Origin of the sequence: Acinetobacter shaoyimingii (genome assembly GCF_011578045.1) — a bacterium.
GTDB classification, from domain to species: domain Bacteria; phylum Pseudomonadota; class Gammaproteobacteria; order Pseudomonadales; family Moraxellaceae; genus Acinetobacter; species Acinetobacter shaoyimingii.
Genome location: NZ_CP049801.1, coordinates 2,322,801 through 2,339,556 on the forward strand (window position 1 = coordinate 2,322,801; position 16,756 = coordinate 2,339,556).

General features: G+C 37.5%; 9 protein-coding genes, 1 tRNA gene and 1 CRISPR repeat array (1 of these 11 running past the window's edge). All 10 genes read right to left on the reverse strand.

What is annotated here, in order from left to right:
- Positions 1 to 4,106: a CRISPR direct-repeat array (repeat unit 28 nt; unit sequence TTTCTAAGCTGCCTATATGGCAGTGAAC); it begins 126 nt to the left of the window's first position.
- Between the two features lie 131 nt (positions 4,107 to 4,237).
- The 10 genes from cas6f to G8E00_RS10475 all read right to left on the reverse strand — a co-directional run bounded on the left by cas6f (position 4,238) and on the right by G8E00_RS10475 (position 16,682).
- On the reverse strand, positions 4,238 to 4,837 hold the full coding sequence (cas6f, locus tag G8E00_RS10430; protein WP_166224389.1) for a type I-F CRISPR-associated endoribonuclease Cas6/Csy4: 600 nt from the start codon (positions 4,835 to 4,837) through the stop codon (positions 4,238 to 4,240).
- 1 nt (position 4,838) lies between these two features.
- Positions 4,839 to 5,948 (reverse strand): type I-F CRISPR-associated protein Csy3, encoded by a 1,110-nt coding sequence (gene csy3, locus G8E00_RS10435; RefSeq protein WP_166224392.1) that lies wholly within the window; start codon positions 5,946 to 5,948, stop codon positions 4,839 to 4,841.
- Positions 5,949 to 5,972: 24 nt separating this feature from the next.
- Positions 5,973 to 6,860 (reverse strand): type I-F CRISPR-associated protein Csy2, encoded by an 888-nt coding sequence (gene csy2, locus G8E00_RS10440; protein ID WP_166224395.1) that lies wholly within the window; start codon positions 6,858 to 6,860, stop codon positions 5,973 to 5,975.
- The gene (csy1, locus tag G8E00_RS10445; protein WP_166224398.1) at positions 6,860 to 8,110 is read right to left on the reverse strand and encodes a type I-F CRISPR-associated protein Csy1; all 1,251 of its coding nucleotides are present in this window, start codon (positions 8,108 to 8,110) and stop codon (positions 6,860 to 6,862) included. Before csy1 ends, csy2 begins: the two co-directional genes overlap by 1 nt.
- 18 nt (positions 8,111 to 8,128) lie before the next feature.
- A complete protein-coding gene (gene cas3f / locus G8E00_RS10450) occupies positions 8,129 to 11,500 on the reverse strand; it encodes a type I-F CRISPR-associated helicase Cas3f (RefSeq protein WP_166224401.1) in 3,372 nt (1,123 codons plus the stop codon).
- Positions 11,497 to 12,465: a type I-F CRISPR-associated endonuclease Cas1f gene (cas1f, locus tag G8E00_RS10455; protein WP_166224404.1), complete on the reverse strand. Its 969-nt coding sequence runs from the start codon at positions 12,463 to 12,465 to the stop codon at positions 11,497 to 11,499. Before cas1f ends, cas3f begins: the two co-directional genes overlap by 4 nt.
- A gap of 195 nt (positions 12,466 to 12,660) precedes the next feature.
- Positions 12,661 to 12,737 (reverse strand) — tRNA-Val (locus G8E00_RS10460).
- Positions 12,738 to 12,769: 32 nt separating this feature from the next.
- Entirely contained in the window at positions 12,770 to 14,794 is a 2,025-nt protein-coding gene (locus tag G8E00_RS10465; protein WP_166224407.1) for a transglutaminase family protein, read from the reverse strand.
- A 2-nt stretch (positions 14,795 to 14,796) separates the two neighbouring features.
- Complete coding sequence (locus tag G8E00_RS10470; protein ID WP_166010024.1) at positions 14,797 to 15,702, reverse strand: DUF58 domain-containing protein; 906 nt, start codon at positions 15,700 to 15,702, stop codon at positions 14,797 to 14,799.
- Positions 15,703 to 15,716: 14 nt separating this feature from the next.
- A complete protein-coding gene (locus G8E00_RS10475) occupies positions 15,717 to 16,682 on the reverse strand; it encodes an AAA family ATPase (RefSeq protein ID WP_406741382.1) in 966 nt (321 codons plus the stop codon).
- Positions 16,683 to 16,756: the final 74 nt, after the last annotated feature.

Here is a 16,756-nt window from a genome sequence, read left to right on the forward strand (position 1 = left end):
AGCTGCCTATATGGCAGTGAACAATCGAGGGTTTTGTCAAAAAAAGTGTAGGTAATTTCTAAGCTGCCTATATGGCAGTGAACCTGTACTGTATAAAACCAATGACTATGAGGTATTTCTAAGCTGCCTATATGGCAGTGAACTAAATGAAAACCATAGTATTAGCGTCTAGAAATTTCTAAGCTGCCTATATGGCAGTGAACGGAATGGCGTGTCGTTCGGGAATTTATCAACTTTTCTAAGCTGCCTATATGGCAGTGAACGGATTTTGCAACGGTGGAATACCGTTTGTATTTTTCTAAGCTGCCTATATGGCAGTGAACCAAAAGTTACTAATGCGCCTGACTTTATATCTTTTCTAAGCTGCCTATATGGCAGTGAACCACAAGGCTATATCACTGCTTGCAATGATCTTTTTCTAAGCTGCCTATATGGCAGTGAACCTATAATTTTATAGTAATAGATTTCTCCTTTTTTTCTAAGCTGCCTATATGGCAGTGAACTGACAGAAATGATCGATTTTAAAATTTTATTTTTTTCTAAGCTGCCTATATGGCAGTGAACATTGTTTATTCACTATAGCTTGAGCTGACTTCTTTCTAAGCTGCCTATATGGCAGTGAACAAATCCACCGTTGATTATCAATGGATTACGTTGTTTCTAAGCTGCCTATATGGCAGTGAACACAGAAGTTACGAATAAAGCAAATGTGAGTAATTTCTAAGCTGCCTATATAGCAGTGAACGTGTTAATTCTGTTGATACAACGGTAACAACTTTTCTAAGCTGCCTATATGGCAGTGAACAATAAAGATATATTTAAATAAGTGAGGGTTATTTTCTAAGCTGCCTATATGGCAGTGAACAGTAACAGCGTAAGGTACTAAGTGTAATAAATTTTCTAAGCTGCCTATATGGCAGTGAACTAATGTCACCATCAATATAGCCCACACGTAGCTTTCTAAGCTGCCTATATGGCAGTGAACAAATGCTTGCTGAATATTCTCATCATCTGGTGTTTCTAAGCTGCCTATATGGCAGTGAACATATACATTCAGAGAATATTGAATGGTTTAAATTTCTAAGCTGCCTATATGGCAGTGAACCTGTTGCAACAATGGTACGTCTAGGTGTTCATTTTCTAAGCTGCCTATATGGCAGTGAACGAAGATTCTTACGGTGAATATATATGGTCAATTTTCTAAGCTGCCTATATGGCAGTGAACTCATAGCGTGTATGATTTCGCTATCTTTCATATTTCTAAGCTGCCTATATGGCAGTGAACGAGTCACACGAGAAATTTAAACCTTCTTTAAATTTCTAAGCTGCCTATATGGCAGTGAACTAAGTAAAAAAAGCATAAATCCCCCTACAATATTTCTAAGCTGCCTATATGGCAGTGAACCTTTCTTCTTCACACCTTGATCAGACTTATTTTTTCTAAGCTGCCTATATGGCAGTGAACGTTTTCAACACGATTTTGCGCTGAAGCACGCTTTTCTAAGCTGCCTATATGGCAGTGAACCTGGTAGCATTGAAGCTCAAACAGCGGACGAATTTCTAAGCTGCCTATATGGCAGTGAACTCACGTTTCATCTGCATTCAACTTTCGAGTGTTTTCTAAGCTGCCTATATGGCAGTGAACATAGTGCTGATAGTGCATTAAAATCATTGGCTTTTCTAAGCTGCCTATATGGCAGTGAACTGCATGTGATTGGTTCCCTGTTATCTGCGAATTTTCTAAGCTGCCTATATGGCAGTGAACTCAATTAATGTTTCTTCGTCAGCATACTTTAATTTCTAAGCTGCCTATATGGCAGTGAACTTGCCCTTGCGAACATTCCAATTCTTTCAAGATTTCTAAGCTGCCTATATGGCAGTGAACCATTTATTTATTTATTTATATTTATCCCAAAATTTCTAAGCTGCCTATATGGCAGTGAACCGGCACACTATGGATTCATTGAAGGCACTGTGTTTCTAAGCTGCCTATATGGCAGTGAACGTTTATCGCAACCAGGATAGATCAAAATCCAATTTCTAAGCTGCCTATATGGCAGTGAACTTGTTTTGCCTGCCGCTATTTTTGCAATTATTTTTCTAAGCTGCCTATATGGCAGTGAACATATGATTTCGATTTTGATGGAATTTGCTGATTTTCTAAGCTGCCTATATGGCAGTGAACTTCAAAATAATCGTTCATTCTTGGATGGCTATTTTCTAAGCTGCCTATATGGCAGTGAACGTTTTACCCATTGCGACAGCCATGCAACATATTTTCTAAGCTGCCTATATGGCAGTGAACCGTTTAAACGAAATTATTGAGTTATTGGGTGGTTTCTAAGCTGCCTATATGGCAGTGAACGTATTGACAGCATTTGCACCTTTTCGAATCTTTTTCTAAGCTGCCTATATGGCAGTGAACTACCTGAAATTTATAATCCAAATAGTCCTTACTTTCTAAGCTGCCTATATGGCAGTGAACTTTAAGTATAGTGATGTTTGGGAAGCAATGATATTTCTAAGCTGCCTATATGGCAGTGAACAAATGGAACAGCTGTGGAGCGTGTAGCATGAATTTCTAAGCTGCCTATATGGCAGTGAACAAGGAGTTTGCCAATTAATTTGATAATCAGCATTTCTAAGCTGCCTATATGGCAGTGAACTTGTTGTTGCTGATATAGATCCAGATTATGACTTTCTAAGCTGCCTATATGGCAGTGAACGTTTAGTTTGATGAAGTCTTGTAGGAATTGGCTTTCTAAGCTGCCTATATGGCAGTGAACGGATTCACAAATTCTAATGCCGTAGTGTGTAATTTCTAAGCTGCCTATATGGCAGTGAACTTATTAAGGGTGAGTGGCATTTTAGTTATAAATTTCTAAGCTGCCTATATGGCAGTGAACATTAAGATTGAGGGATTCAATCAAGGCATTGCTTTCTAAGCTGCCTATATGGCAGTGAACGCTTGTCACAACCTGGATATATCCAAATCCAATTTCTAAGCTGCCTATATGGCAGTGAACTTATTTTTTGCTAAAACGTAATTGGATAACCATTTCTAAGCTGCCTATATGGCAGTGAACATAGAGGATATGATGAAACTCAATACTTTGCATTTCTAAGCTGCCTATATGGCAGTGAACCAAAATTAGCGAATTAAGAAATGCACCGCCTTTTTCTAAGCTGCCTATATGGCAGTGAACCAATGATTGTATTGAGAGAAAATCACGATGATTTTCTAAGCTGCCTATATGGCAGTGAACAGGGTTAAAGAATCGGAGCTAAAATTTTGTAGTTTCTAAGCTGCCTATATGGCAGTGAACGTGGTATATCTGGAAACATGCAGTTTATGTTTTTTCTAAGCTGCCTATATGGCAGTGAACGTCTTGACATGTGGCTTGCATGGTCATCGCTTTTTCTAAGCTGCCTATATGGCAGTGAACATAATTCCAATATCTCCAATTTTAAACGGGCATTTCTAAGCTGCCTATATGGCAGTGAACTCAAACTACAAAATTTGAAAATAATAGCTCATTTTCTAAGCTGCCTATATGGCAGTGAACTGACACGCTTGACGAGTTGCCATTGAATCAAGTTTCTAAGCTGCCTATATGGCAGTGAACTGATTTTACCGACCTTTGGTGTTGCTTCATTATTTCTAAGCTGCCTATATGGCAGTGAACATCTACGTTGGCGAGAAAGAACACGACGAAGTTTTCTAAGCTGCCTATATGGCAGTGAACAGTGGCGAACAACTACAAGCGCAACTGCTGCATTTCTAAGCTGCCTATATGGCAGTGAACCCGAAAGCAATTAAAACCATTCAGGATGGTAATTTCTAAGCTGCCTATATGGCAGTGAACTCCCGAAGAAGCGGAAGTTACTGCGTCTAACTTTTCTAAGCTGCCTATATGGCAGTGAACCATGAGTACGAGTCATGATTGCAAGTGTTTATTTTCTAAGCTGCCTATATGGCAGTGAACCAAGCTTAGCAATCAATTGTGTTGCAGTCTCATTTCTAAGCTGCCTATATGGCAGTGAACCTCCAGTGGTTTTGTTGATGTATTCACGAGATTTTCTAAGCTGCCTATATGGCAGTGAACAGTAATTTTAAAGCAAAAAATAAAGCTATAACAATGACTTAAACCTTAAATCTACTATAAGACCCAAGTTTCAAACCACTATTATAACCTATTGATTTTATTAAATTGTTAAAGAGTATAAAAATATTGGGTTAAAATTCGGGTACAGATGACACTGAACTTAATCCGTAAGTGCTAAAAACCTGAGTTTCAGATTTTTCAGCATTTTGTTTTTTAATAAACAACTTAAAAGGCTGATCAGACGTTAAGCTTTTCATTTGGATATAAGGCAAATCCGTTGTTGTTACAACTTGGCTATAACGTGCTAATGCCTCATCAAAACCTATATCTCCACGTTTTACACGGTGACGTGCTAAACGCTGAGCATTTGTTTTAACTTGTTGACGTTTAAATATGGCATAACTTTTGATTTCACTAGGCACTTCACGAATAGAAGTAATATGCACATAATCTTCTAAACGCTCAAGCCAGCGTCGAATGTCCAATTTCTTCAAATCAGCTTCAGACTCTGCAAATAAACGAAGCTTTTTACCTAAATTAATCTTAGCTTTCTGGTTTCCTGCTTTTCCCTCAAAAATATACTGAGGAAAAGAAACACCAATACTCACCTTATCTGACTCATCTTTTATTTCTGCCAATGCAATATGCAACTGTGTATATATTTTTGACCAAATAAAATAGGGTGAGATTTCAGCTTGATCAATCAGGGTAATTTCCTGATAAAACTTCATATTAAGCGTCCTTTCCGCTTTGACCAAACACACCACCACGCACAAGTACAGCCATTACATAATGCTCTTGTTCTGCACTTTCTAAAGATTCACCTAATGCATATTTATCAAATAAGCTAAAGAAATCCTGTTTTGCTTTAGGTGTACGATAAGCCTTACCTAAATTGGTCACTGCACCATACGGCTCAATTGCAATGGCTGATTTTTGTTCTTCAAATTCGGGATACCATGTATCAATGGTACGTAAAGCATTCCCCACTTTTTGTGAATGCATCGCAGCGACGCCATTCACTTGATATAAGATTTTACTTTTATCTCCTTTGCCTTTATCAAGTACGAGTTCTTCACTTGGATAAACTTCCTGAGATTTTCCGACCAAAGCATAGGCTTCAATTTTAATCAGTAAATAAGATATTTCACCTTTTAACGTCTGTGCAATTTGATCTGCTAAATTCTGTACTTTTTCATCAACTGTATCAAAATCATGTAGCTTATAATCAAAGGCGTTGAATGTTAACGATTCTTGATCATTAACTGTAGCCACAACTTCAATTTTTTCTGCACCAACACGGTTACGCCATAAAAAACGTGCATTGGCAATATTTAGCGCATAACGTTTGGCGAGTTCAGCAAATCCATAAGTGTGAATATAGTTTTTAGCGACTTCTTTATATGAATTTAGAAATGCTTCATTATTACATGCGGATGGTTGTTCGATGCCCCCTAAAACTTTTAAAGTAAAAGCCACTTTTAATGTATCTTGATGCTCTGCTAAAGCACATGCATCTACTTTTTGTAAATTGGCTTTTTCAACTTCAGCATTCAGTTTTAATGGGTCACTTGCAACCGCAGGTTTTAAACGGTTTGAAATTGTGCCACGTACAGATTTTTCAATTAATTTTAATGGCGTTGCAGAAACTAATACCTCTTGGTCTTCTTTGGCTTTTTTCTTCTGAGTTTCATTAAATTCTTTTAATTGAATAGGATTACGGCGAATAGCATCTGCTTGTCTTAGTTCTTCCCAATTACCACCATAAAAATAACCATCTGACGGCACAAGTTTTTTTTCAAATGCAAGTACGCTAGCAACCGCTTTTTCATTTTTAGCCATGAATGAATCTCCTTTTTTATAAAGTTAAATAGATTGTGTTAAGTTTTGGCAAAGGTATAAATTATTTTCTAAATCAACATGATATTGCCAAAACAGTTGATCAATATTTTCAATCCGATACGGCATAACAAATTCGCCTAAAGTCAGCACGCTTTCAGCAAATCGGTGTGGGGTATTGGCATCTCGTTGGTTTTTTGCTTGTCCAAGTTCAGAAATTCCTTGAAAACCAACTGCAATCGGCACAAGCCAACCTTGAGCTTTACGCTTAGATGTCCATGTCACTTTTTCATTTTCATCTTGGGTTGAGCTATATGTCACTTTGAGATAATCCAACACCGCATCTAATGCATCTAAGCCTTCATTCATGCTTTGTAGTACTAAATCACGGCGCTCAATCAACACATGTCCTAACATTAATTGATTTAAAATTGGGCGAAGTTGTTTTGCTTGATCTTCTTCATCATCAAAATTTAAAATCTTACAAGGTTTAACCGATAACACATCGCCACTAGCAAATTTCATGCTTGTAACCAATTGCTGTACAAGCTCTAAAAATTCAGCTTTTTCATCAGGATCAATATTGTCACATTCAATCAGCAAAGACACGTCTAAGTGACAACGTGCTTCTTCAATGAAGGCAGGTCGATTGCCATCTTTATCCAAAGGATTTGCTGTTCCTACAATCGAATGGACAAAGTCACCACGTCCCTTATAGGTTTGTAAATTAAAATCATGACAACTCACCGCAATTTTTGTCAGTTCAACCTCAGTATTTTTGCTGTTTAGCTTGCGTTGTAACGCATGTACAGCACCTAACCAAGCCGTCATTGCAGGAAAACCAATGGTATATGGACTGCTCATTGCATTGGCATTATGGATTTTTAAATGTGGGATCAATAAAAATTGACGCATTAAAAGAACTCCTTAGCTTTTTGCAATGAATTTTCTACCTGTTGTTGTACATCTAATAATTCTCCCGCCCCCAAGGTATAAGAATCACTAATTGCTTTTTCATAACTGCGTAAAATCCAACGGGCAATATTTTGGCTAATCTCATCGCGCCATTCAGCATCGTTTTCTCGTTCATTCTGATACTGTTGATCTAGCCAAATGCGCTGTAATTTAGGTAATCCAGCGTAATACTCTTGATCTGACCAAGTTTCAGGATAAGTCTCACGAATTGTAAATGCCTGTAATATAATTTGATCGATCACAAACCCAATGATGTTGCGTATTGCAGTTCGAATATCGATATTGTTTAAATCTAATTGCATAAATTTATGCAATTGCATAAAACTGTCTTGATAGTTTTTGCGATATAAACACTGTGCAAAGAAGTCAGTTTTAGGCAGTGGGATAGCACGTTTTTCTAACGTTGGTGGGCAACTTGATAAAAGATATGATCGTCCTGCATTTTGACTATTTAATACACTGACATTTTGTGGTTGTGTCCCACCATAAGCTGTTACAGTTAGATCAAAAATATCAGCATAGCCTTCTCCATCATGCTCATTTTTTTTACGTTTTTCTTTGGCTAGTTTAGTTGGCTCAGAAAAACGTATATGATCAACTTTCTGCTTTAATCGGGTGATTAATCCTGATGGTGTCAAAATTGACAATAAGTGATATTCCTTTTGTGCAACAGGGAAATACACCTGTTTAATCAAATGATCCGTTTTATTAGTCCTATCATTTTGTTTAATCATTAAAAAATTAGTTTTCAATGTTTCAAAATCTAACGAAGATTGTTGAATCAAATTTTTTAGATTTTGATCATCTTGCTCAAAACCATCTAAAACAGAAAGGTCATTGCTTAATGACAAACATAAAAATTTATACACATCCATTGCAGCCGCATTACCAAATACATCTAATGGATAGTCCACATTACCTGTACGTAAATAACCATCTTTGCTGCCAGATATAGGGGCAATAATGCTTGAAGTTTTTGCACTTGGATGACTAAATTTACTTGGATGACTCACCATCGACAGTTGTACTACTCGTTTTGCTGCATCAGGTAACCATTCTTTTAAATGAAATTTATCGTCTGCTTGTTGCTGTAACTCTGCAATTTCTGCATCATCTTTTGCTTTTTTTAATCGATCTTTTAACCATAGGTCTTTACGTTCGTTTAAAAAAGTATGAATACTTGCTGTCATATCCCCCTCCTTTATCTTTTAATTTTTGACAATCAGCCCAAATTGATCTGAATATAACAACGCTTTATCTTCATCATATTCAGGCAACATGATTTCCCCATAACGTTCTGATAATATTTCCATCTTTGTTTCAATATCCTCATTTTCCTGTAAAGAATCAACCGCCATACGACGCAAAATGTCGCTGTAATTTCGATCTAACCATAAGCGTGATTTTTCACATTCATTAAGCTCTAAATGTGTGATCTGATAAAAACCGTTGCGGTTAATATAATTGCCAAGATCATCTTTAATACAAAACGTAAACTTACGGTCTTGCCACACTGAAAATAACTGAATACTGGGTGAGCTCTGTCTAAATTGCGCAAATCGTTGTGGTAAAGCAGTTAAAAACCATGTTTGCGTCAGCCAAGCATTTAATGGTTTTGCACCTGCCTTTTGGTAGCTTGTCAAACTGTCTGCTAAAACCGCATGTTCCAAATCTGCCAATTTTTGCGTAGCCTGTAATGGATTTTTCGCTTGAATACGAGGAATCGCATTAATGCCTAAACTCACATCATCATCTAAAAGTTCTGATAAGTTTTTCGTGCTTAATTTAAATTTATCGTTATTGATTTCAAAACCAGGTTTTTCAAAAGAGACCTGTGCCCCTCTTAAACCCTTTAAGTTATATTGCATTAACGCAATATTCGGCTGAGTAATCTCCTGGCTGATTTTCCGATGACGTAAAACACGCCCTGCCAATTGAATAATGGAACGATAAGAAGACGGTTCAACAATAGCCCAATCAAAATCGTGATCTCGCCCTACTTCTTCCACAGGTGTTGCCACTAAAATAAAGATCACATTTTCGGCATTCGTGTGATCTAAATGCTGACGAATCACGCAGTCATTCCCTGTATCTAAAAATGCTTGCGGTTGTTCACCTTGTTTTTCTTTACGCTTTAACGCTTGATCTAAATGCCGTTCTTGTTCACTACGTAATAGCATGACTTGTCGGCTATGATATGCCATTACACGAGGTGCAAAATTCCCTGACCATTCTGCATTGAGTAAAAATCGAGTTAATGCCACGCATGGTGGAATATTGGCAACGCGAATCACACCAAAAGACACTTTTTTTCCAGTTTTTTGATCAATTGTATGATGTGCTAAATGTAGTTTTTCAGCATGTTGCTTAATCCGTTCAAAATACTGCTGTTGTATGCTTTCATCTAATTTCGCTTGTTCTTTAGAAACCACTAAATCTGAACAATCAACAATATATGCTTTATGTTTAATAATTTGTTGTTGCAATTGTTCTGTACGAATGTGTACAAATTTTTCATGGGCATGTTGATATTCTTTAATATATTCAACATCTTCAACCATCGTAATTTGGGTTTTAAATTCATCCACCCACATGGCCACAGCATGCGTTTTTTTTATTTTTTTAAAGGCACAATAGAGTTGCCAACCTTGCTGATAAGCATTAAAAAAGCCCTCCGCCAATGCAGGCGGAATCGTTGCCGATGAAATCATCACTTTACGTCCAAGCATCGCGGTTAAATATACTAAACGCGCAATCGCAATTAAATCTTGTCCATTGAAATCATCAACTTCATCAATCACTAAATCAGAAGATGATAAGCGCAAACTCGGTAAAATATATTTCCCACCTCGTTTGGTCTCCGTCGCAGCAATAATATGATCAATGGTACAGGCTAAAACAGGTTTATATAAAAAGGCTTTATTTTTTTCGGCTTGATTCTGTGGAAATAAAACATTCATAAAATCTGCTTGTGGTAGAACATCATAATCTAGCTCATTGTCTAATAAAGTTTCGAGTGATTCTGAACCTATTTCTTCTACATTGATCTCATTTTTATCTGCTTTTGCTCTGTTTCTTTGATGTAATTCTTGAACAGCTTTCGAGCCAATTAATATCGCAAGTTCATCATTTTGCAAGCCAATATCATTGCGATAAGAATCACCCGTTTGTAAGGTTAAAGTTCTTAATCCTAAAGCTAGGATATAACGTAATGAATCTGCATTTGGCGACAGTGCCTGCATAATTTTGGCATTGGCAATGGTTTTTCCCTTGCCCGTACTTGCCATATTGACAATAAACCAACCTTGTTTTTGAGCATCTTCATTTTTTTGGATAAAACTTTGAATCACTTTCACTGCTTGATCTTGCCATTCAAACCCATCAGGACTTTTCTTTTTTAATTTTGCAATATCATAAGCAGGTTCCATGTCATCGGCTAAGCGACTTAATGATTGCGCCACTTTCATGGCATGATCACTGACATGTACCAAATGCTCATCTAAATATTGCTTTGGTGCTTTTGTTTTTCGATCTGTATTTGCTATTAATTTCAGTGATGTTGTCCAATTTGTATCGGCATCACAAGATGAATAATAATGATCACCTAACATTAAACATAAACGCGCATGATGCAAAATGACACGCCAACTGCCATCATCAAAAATAATGGTGTGATGCTGAATTTCTTGTAATAAGCGTGCTGACCATTTTTTAATTTGCTTCGTCCAATGGTTTGATTGGCTTAATAAGCCCTGCTCAAATTCAAAACATTTTAAAACGCGCTGTTGATATTCATCATCAAACTTATTTTGATAGCCCCAATCTGCTTTAATGCTTTTCAGCATTGCAGATAATGTTTCTCGCTTTGTACTGGCATAATCTTTACGACGTTCTTCTTCTTTTAAATCAGGCAAACGATGATGTGAAACGATCAGCCATGCCACCAATTGTGCAAAAGGTGGTAACTGATCTAAGGCTTTCGTATGATCTAAACCTGTTAAAACCTTTTGTTTTAAATCATCTTCATGCCAATTTTGCTCAATCAGTAGTTTTAACCATGCTTCATCCGTTGTGGTATTTCCTGATGATTGCACCAGCGCATGAAGTAATAGACAAGAAATCCATTCATGTCTTAAAGGATCACCTTTCTTAGTATTTTTACTTTTTGGTTGGAGTTTTTCTTGAAATAAAACAGAAGCTTTGCCCCAGTCATGTAATAATGCAGAAATTGCAACTAATGCTTTAATTAAAGGTAAATAATACCAATCATTTTCCCATTTATTTTGGTCTAGCTTTTTCTTAGTCGTATTAACAGGTACAATTCCCTCACGATTAAACTTATTCCGATTCCCCACAATCCATAGCAACTCACTGCGACGTCTCCCCCGAATCCAATGGCAACTCACCGCTGTACTTTTGGTCACAGTCTTACGGAGTAACTTTTTAACGGCAATTAGACCTTCCTCTGTAATCACTGTTTGCCACGTGTTATCCCCAATCCGATCAGCAAAAGCATCCAGTACACGCCGAGTACGAGGGATCGCTTTCTTTTCACATTGACTGATAAAGGTCACGATCATAATGCTTCCCCATCTACATCATGATTTTTGCAAGCTTGTGCTTTGACTTGATCAAACATAAAGTCCAAACACTTATGCTCAGTAAATTTCTGTAAAATCTGCTGACGAAAGTCTTGTTCTGTTATTTTCTCTTTTGCACAAATAAAGGCATACGGTAAAACCACTGCATCCTTAATTAAATCCGCCACATCAAAGACCAATGCCCCACGACGGGTTTTCCCATGCATCACTGCAAAACCGTGAGGAATACCCAACACCCAAAGTGTGGTTGCGGCTAAACCGTAGGCCAAATAATTGCCATGATTTAAAAAATCATTAGCCAAATCACCCTGTTCTGGATTTCGACTAAAATCTTTCAAACCCGTACGGGTAGCTGCTATCTTATAAAGTTGCTTGGTGGTTGCTGCTTCGGCAAGTAAAAGATCACCAACTTTAGTTGGGTGTGGAATTTTCTTAGCAAAACCATCCAAGGCTTGTTGAATATCCAAATCATCAACATAAAAACCATGATCTTTTAAATCACGGTCTTTAGCCCAAATTTTTTCTATAAACTGAACTCGCGCCAATTGAAATTGTTTTGCGACTTCTAAGCGTTTTTCTTCATCAAACCAAAATTGCATCCAGCCTTGCATATACTCCGTTGGACGGTATTCACTTTGCGGCGTCATCCATTCGATTTCACAGCCCATAAATAATGGCGTACCACCACCACCTGTAAAACCCACTAACACCCCTGCACTAGCAAGCATCCGCATTGCAGCTTGTGTAATTGATGTGCCTGTACCCAGCATAATGACGGTCGTATTTGCAATCGGAATGTTCCAATATTGATTTTCATTTTTCGCTTCGGTCAAATACAACACTCGTCCATCTTTTTGCATGACACGACAATGTTCCAAGTAATACAAATTGGCTCTTTTTGAATGTAATATTGCCTTTAAATCACTGGGATTGAGTTGATCCATTTTAATATTTCTTTTTTATTTCATAAATTTAATATAAATATTTAAAAAATAATTACCACCTCAAAATTTAATTTATTTAAAAGATTTATTATAAAATTTAATTGAATTAAGACATATTTCGAAATTTATAAATGATTGGGCAATAAAAAACCCCAAACATTCGTTTGAGGTTTCATCAATATTATTTCAAAATCTTGGTAGGTATATCCAGACTCGAACTGGAGACCTCTACGATGTCAACGTAGCGCTCTAACCAACTGAGCTATACACCTAGAATGCAAAGAATCATATTCATTTTCATAGCTTAAGACAAGTCATTTTCATGGCTTTTTAACACACTCGAACATTCTTTAAGCAATTGCGAAAAAAGTTTCAACGTTTCAGGATCATTTTGATTTAAATATACAATCTGTTGGAAAACGTGGTTTGCATCCTCAAAACATTTTTCATTATCAGCACACAAAGCCAACCTTTTCATCCAATGTTGGAAGGTTTCACTCAGTTGTTTATGATACTCAGCACTTAAGCTTTTACTAAATTTATCGATGATTTGCTTCTCGGCAGTGCATCCATGTTGACGGTGCAAATGACCTAAACCCAAATACAGAAGAGTCAATAACACAATGCCCAATATAATGAGTAATCCATAGGCATAACTAGAGTTTAAGCCGAGTCGACTCATCCATTTTTTCTGCGAATCTGTGTTATACCCCAAGACTTTACTTTGCCATTGAAAACTGACGTAATCACTCCACACACGCATATTTTTCAATAGCGTAAATTGCTGATAACGCCAATTTGACTGCCCTTCGTCGCCAAATGCGGTTTGATCATTGGACAAATAATCTTGCATTCCCAAATCGATGCGTTCAGGTGCGATCATTGCAGTTGGATCTATACGTATCCATCTTCCTTCTAAATAAACCTCTGTCCATGCATGGGCATCGAGCTGGCGCACTTCCCAACTCTTTTCATCAGGTGAGTATTGACCGCCTTGATAACCTGTGACAACACGAGCAGGAATCCCCACATACCTCAACAACAGCACAAAGCTTGATGCATAGTGTTCGCAAAAACCTTTTTTACGTTTAAATAAAAATTCATCCACACGATTTTCACCCATAACGCCAGGCTTCAAGGTGTAAGCAAAATGATTGGATTTATACCATGCTAATAAATTTTGAATATATTGTTTGGGATCATTCTGACTTGTGGCAAACAAGCTACGAGCAAATTTCTGCGCTTCTGGATCATAATGCTTAGGGTAATCTAATAACATTCTATGTTGAATATCACTCAGCTGATTTGTCTGAAGCTCACCGCCAGCGCCAATCCATAACAAATCTACAGGTTTATTCGGTTTAATCGCTCGATTTGGCGTGATTGCGCCATCTAAATGTAGGGAAAATTGGCTATCAAGTGGTATCGAATGTTCTAAACCCGTAATCCATTTAAGATTAGACTCTGTGGTTAAGTATTGGTAATGCAAACGATGCTGATTTTGTGATGGCAAAGTCACTGGCTTGGTCTGTAAATGAATAAAACTGCCAGTCCATGTTGTGCCATCATAACGATCCAATGCCATGGCACGCCAATACATTTCATTTCGATTGGGTAGTTTTTGAATGTCCCCCAATACCCGAAAAGCCAATTCAGATGATTGTGATAATTCTGCTATATCACCAGGCGCCATTCGATCACTCAGTCCTGTCACACTCTCATCGGTTTTAATTGGAACTTGCCACAGCGGTGGGAATCTTGGAAAAAATAAAAACAGCACCATAAAAAATGGCACGGCCAAACCAATAAATTTGGACACATGTCCTGCGTCTTTTTTAAGTGCAAGTAATATCGGTCTTGCTTGTTCAAATTCAGCCGTTTGAACTCGATATAAACCGACCAAGCAGCTCATCAGCGCACATAAAACCAAAATTGCCATCCAAATGCTTTGGCTATGTAAAAACAAACTTGCTGCCACAAAAAGTGCATAATTAAACAGTACAATTAAGTCACGTTTGGAGTCCGCTTCTATTCGTGTTTCTAAAGCCTTCGCAAATAAAAATACACTTAAAACACAGGTACCTGCACTCACCCCAATAAAGCTTCGATAAGCCACAAAAATGGTTAAAAGACAAAAGAGGACAAAAATGCCTTTCACCCATTTTGGAAACTCACGATCGGGTTGATGCTTTTGTTTTCGATAAAAAACAATCAATGCAATGATATTCAACAGAAAGGCGAGACTTAAAAGCCAAGGAGAAAATAGCACTTGCCCAAGCCAAATGAATGCAAGCATCAATATAATCGCAATCTGAATCGACGTTTTCATCTCTAGGCCTGCGCAAGCAACAATTTTGCGTCCAGATACTGTTTTTCACCACAGCCTTGTTCCAGCAAAATATCTTTAATTTTTAGAATATAGGGCGTTTGCTGACGTTCACATTGATCCACCAGCCCCATCATCAATTTTAGTTTTTCTTCATGCAGCGCAGATGGCATATGCGCATAATCAATCGTGACAATATTCAAATCCACCTGATTTTCAAATTGCTTGATATATAGCCCCTGACCCCGTGCAGCTTGTTTCCATGACACCAACTGCAATGCATCCCCCAGCTGATAATTCTTTAAATCTCGATATTCATCTAAATCAGGTAGCCCTGCATCCGAGGCCACCTCATGTTCTTGTTGAAAGTCTTGAGGCTGTGGTGCAATCCAAATTTTACTTTGTACATAAAAATAGGTCCAAGTTCGCACCAAACCTAAAGGATAAGTCGAATACAATTGAATATCAGGCAAAATGAACTGCCCTCTTTGTTCTGGCTTAAAGGTGAACACCAATTTTTTTTCTGATTCTGATACTAAAACTCGATGCGTTTCATCTGCCACTTTGACACGCAAATATCGAGTGGCAATCTCCGATTGTTTGAAATACATCTGAACATGTAGCGCATCACCCACCCGCCCAACTTCAGGCACAACAATCTCAATCTCTAATTGATGTAACTGCTTAAAGGTCAGATAGAAACTAATACATAAAATGGCGCTAATTAAAAAACAAAATCCCAATATCAAGTTATTGGCGTAATTAATCCCTGCAATGAACGTGATCAAGATCAGCACCAGATAGATATAACCTTGCTGATAGATAAAGATCAAAATATCGCGTTGAGTCAGCTTTTTTTGCTGTTCAAATTTAAAACGTTGTCCTAACCATTGTCGAAATTTGCGCTTCAACATATCAATGCAACCTAAGCATGTACAGTCACACGTTGCATCAATTGCAAAGCATCGTGATCAGACAAACCTATTCGATGCGCGACCACTGCCACAAATACACTTTGAACATCATCTAAAGTGACAAAAGCACGTTGATCGATCAATGCATAGGCCTGTGCTGCTTTCTTTAATGCTAAAATTCCACGGGTAGATAAGCCATGTCGCCCTTTTCTGGTTTCTTGAGCAAGATCCAATAGATACTCCAGTACCACGTCATGGATTTGGACTTGATCGACCAAAGACTGTAGTTCTAAGATGTCTTCTGCATTAAACACATGTGCTAGTGTTGAAATCAGTGCCTGCCGCGAATTTTGTTGTAAGAGTAATTTTTCAGCACTTCGAGATGGATAACCCAGCGATAATCGCATTAAGAAACGGTCAAGTTGTGACTCAGGTAATGCATATGTACCACTTTGAAATAAAGGGTTTTGTGTCGCAATGACCCAAAATGGCTGTGGCAATGTATAACGCACGGCATCGACCGTAACTAAGCCTTCTTCCATTGCTTCAAGCAATGCACTTTGCGTTTTAGGACTACAGCGGTTGATTTCATCAGCCAATAAAATTTGAGTGAAAATGGGTCCATGCTTAAACTCAAATTGATGCTCTTTTTGATTGAACATATTGATGCCAATCACATCACTTGCGAGCATATCATTGGTAAATTGAATGCGTTGAAATTGTAGTCCTGCCAAATGTGCCAAACTACTGGCCAACGTGGTTTTCCCTAAGCCAGGTAAATCTTCAAACAATACATGCCCTCTGGCCAATAATGAACATAATGCCAGTTTTGTTTGATGATCTTTATCTAAAATAATCTGATTAATCTGATCTAAAAAAGTTGTAATTTTAGCTGCATAAACTTGTATATTTTTATAAATCTCATCTTTTTTATGGTTTGTATTTTGCTCTATATTTTTACTCATACCCCAAATCACAAACGTATATCCTAAATAAAAAACGGTGCATGATTAACATACACCGTTTTTGTCAATTTCCAAAGAAATCAATC

Bases quoted from the DNA above. Each gene is read 5' to 3' on its own strand.
- cas1f (WP_166224404.1), bottom strand. From the start codon at position 12,465: ATGGATCAACTCAATCCCAGTGATTTAAAGGCAATATTACATTCAAAA.
- csy3 (WP_166224392.1), bottom strand. From the start codon at position 5,948: ATGGCTAAAAATGAAAAAGCGGTTGCTAGCGTACTTGCATTTGAAAAA.
- G8E00_RS10465 (WP_166224407.1), bottom strand. From the start codon at position 14,794: ATGAAAACGTCGATTCAGATTGCGATTATATTGATGCTTGCATTCATT.
- cas3f (WP_166224401.1), bottom strand. From the start codon at position 11,500: ATGATCGTGACCTTTATCAGTCAATGTGAAAAGAAAGCGATCCCTCGT.
- csy2 (WP_166224395.1), bottom strand. From the start codon at position 6,860: ATGCGTCAATTTTTATTGATCCCACATTTAAAAATCCATAATGCCAAT.
- cas6f (WP_166224389.1), bottom strand. From the start codon at position 4,837: ATGAAGTTTTATCAGGAAATTACCCTGATTGATCAAGCTGAAATCTCA.
- csy1 (WP_166224398.1), bottom strand. From the start codon at position 8,110: ATGACAGCAAGTATTCATACTTTTTTAAACGAACGTAAAGACCTATGG.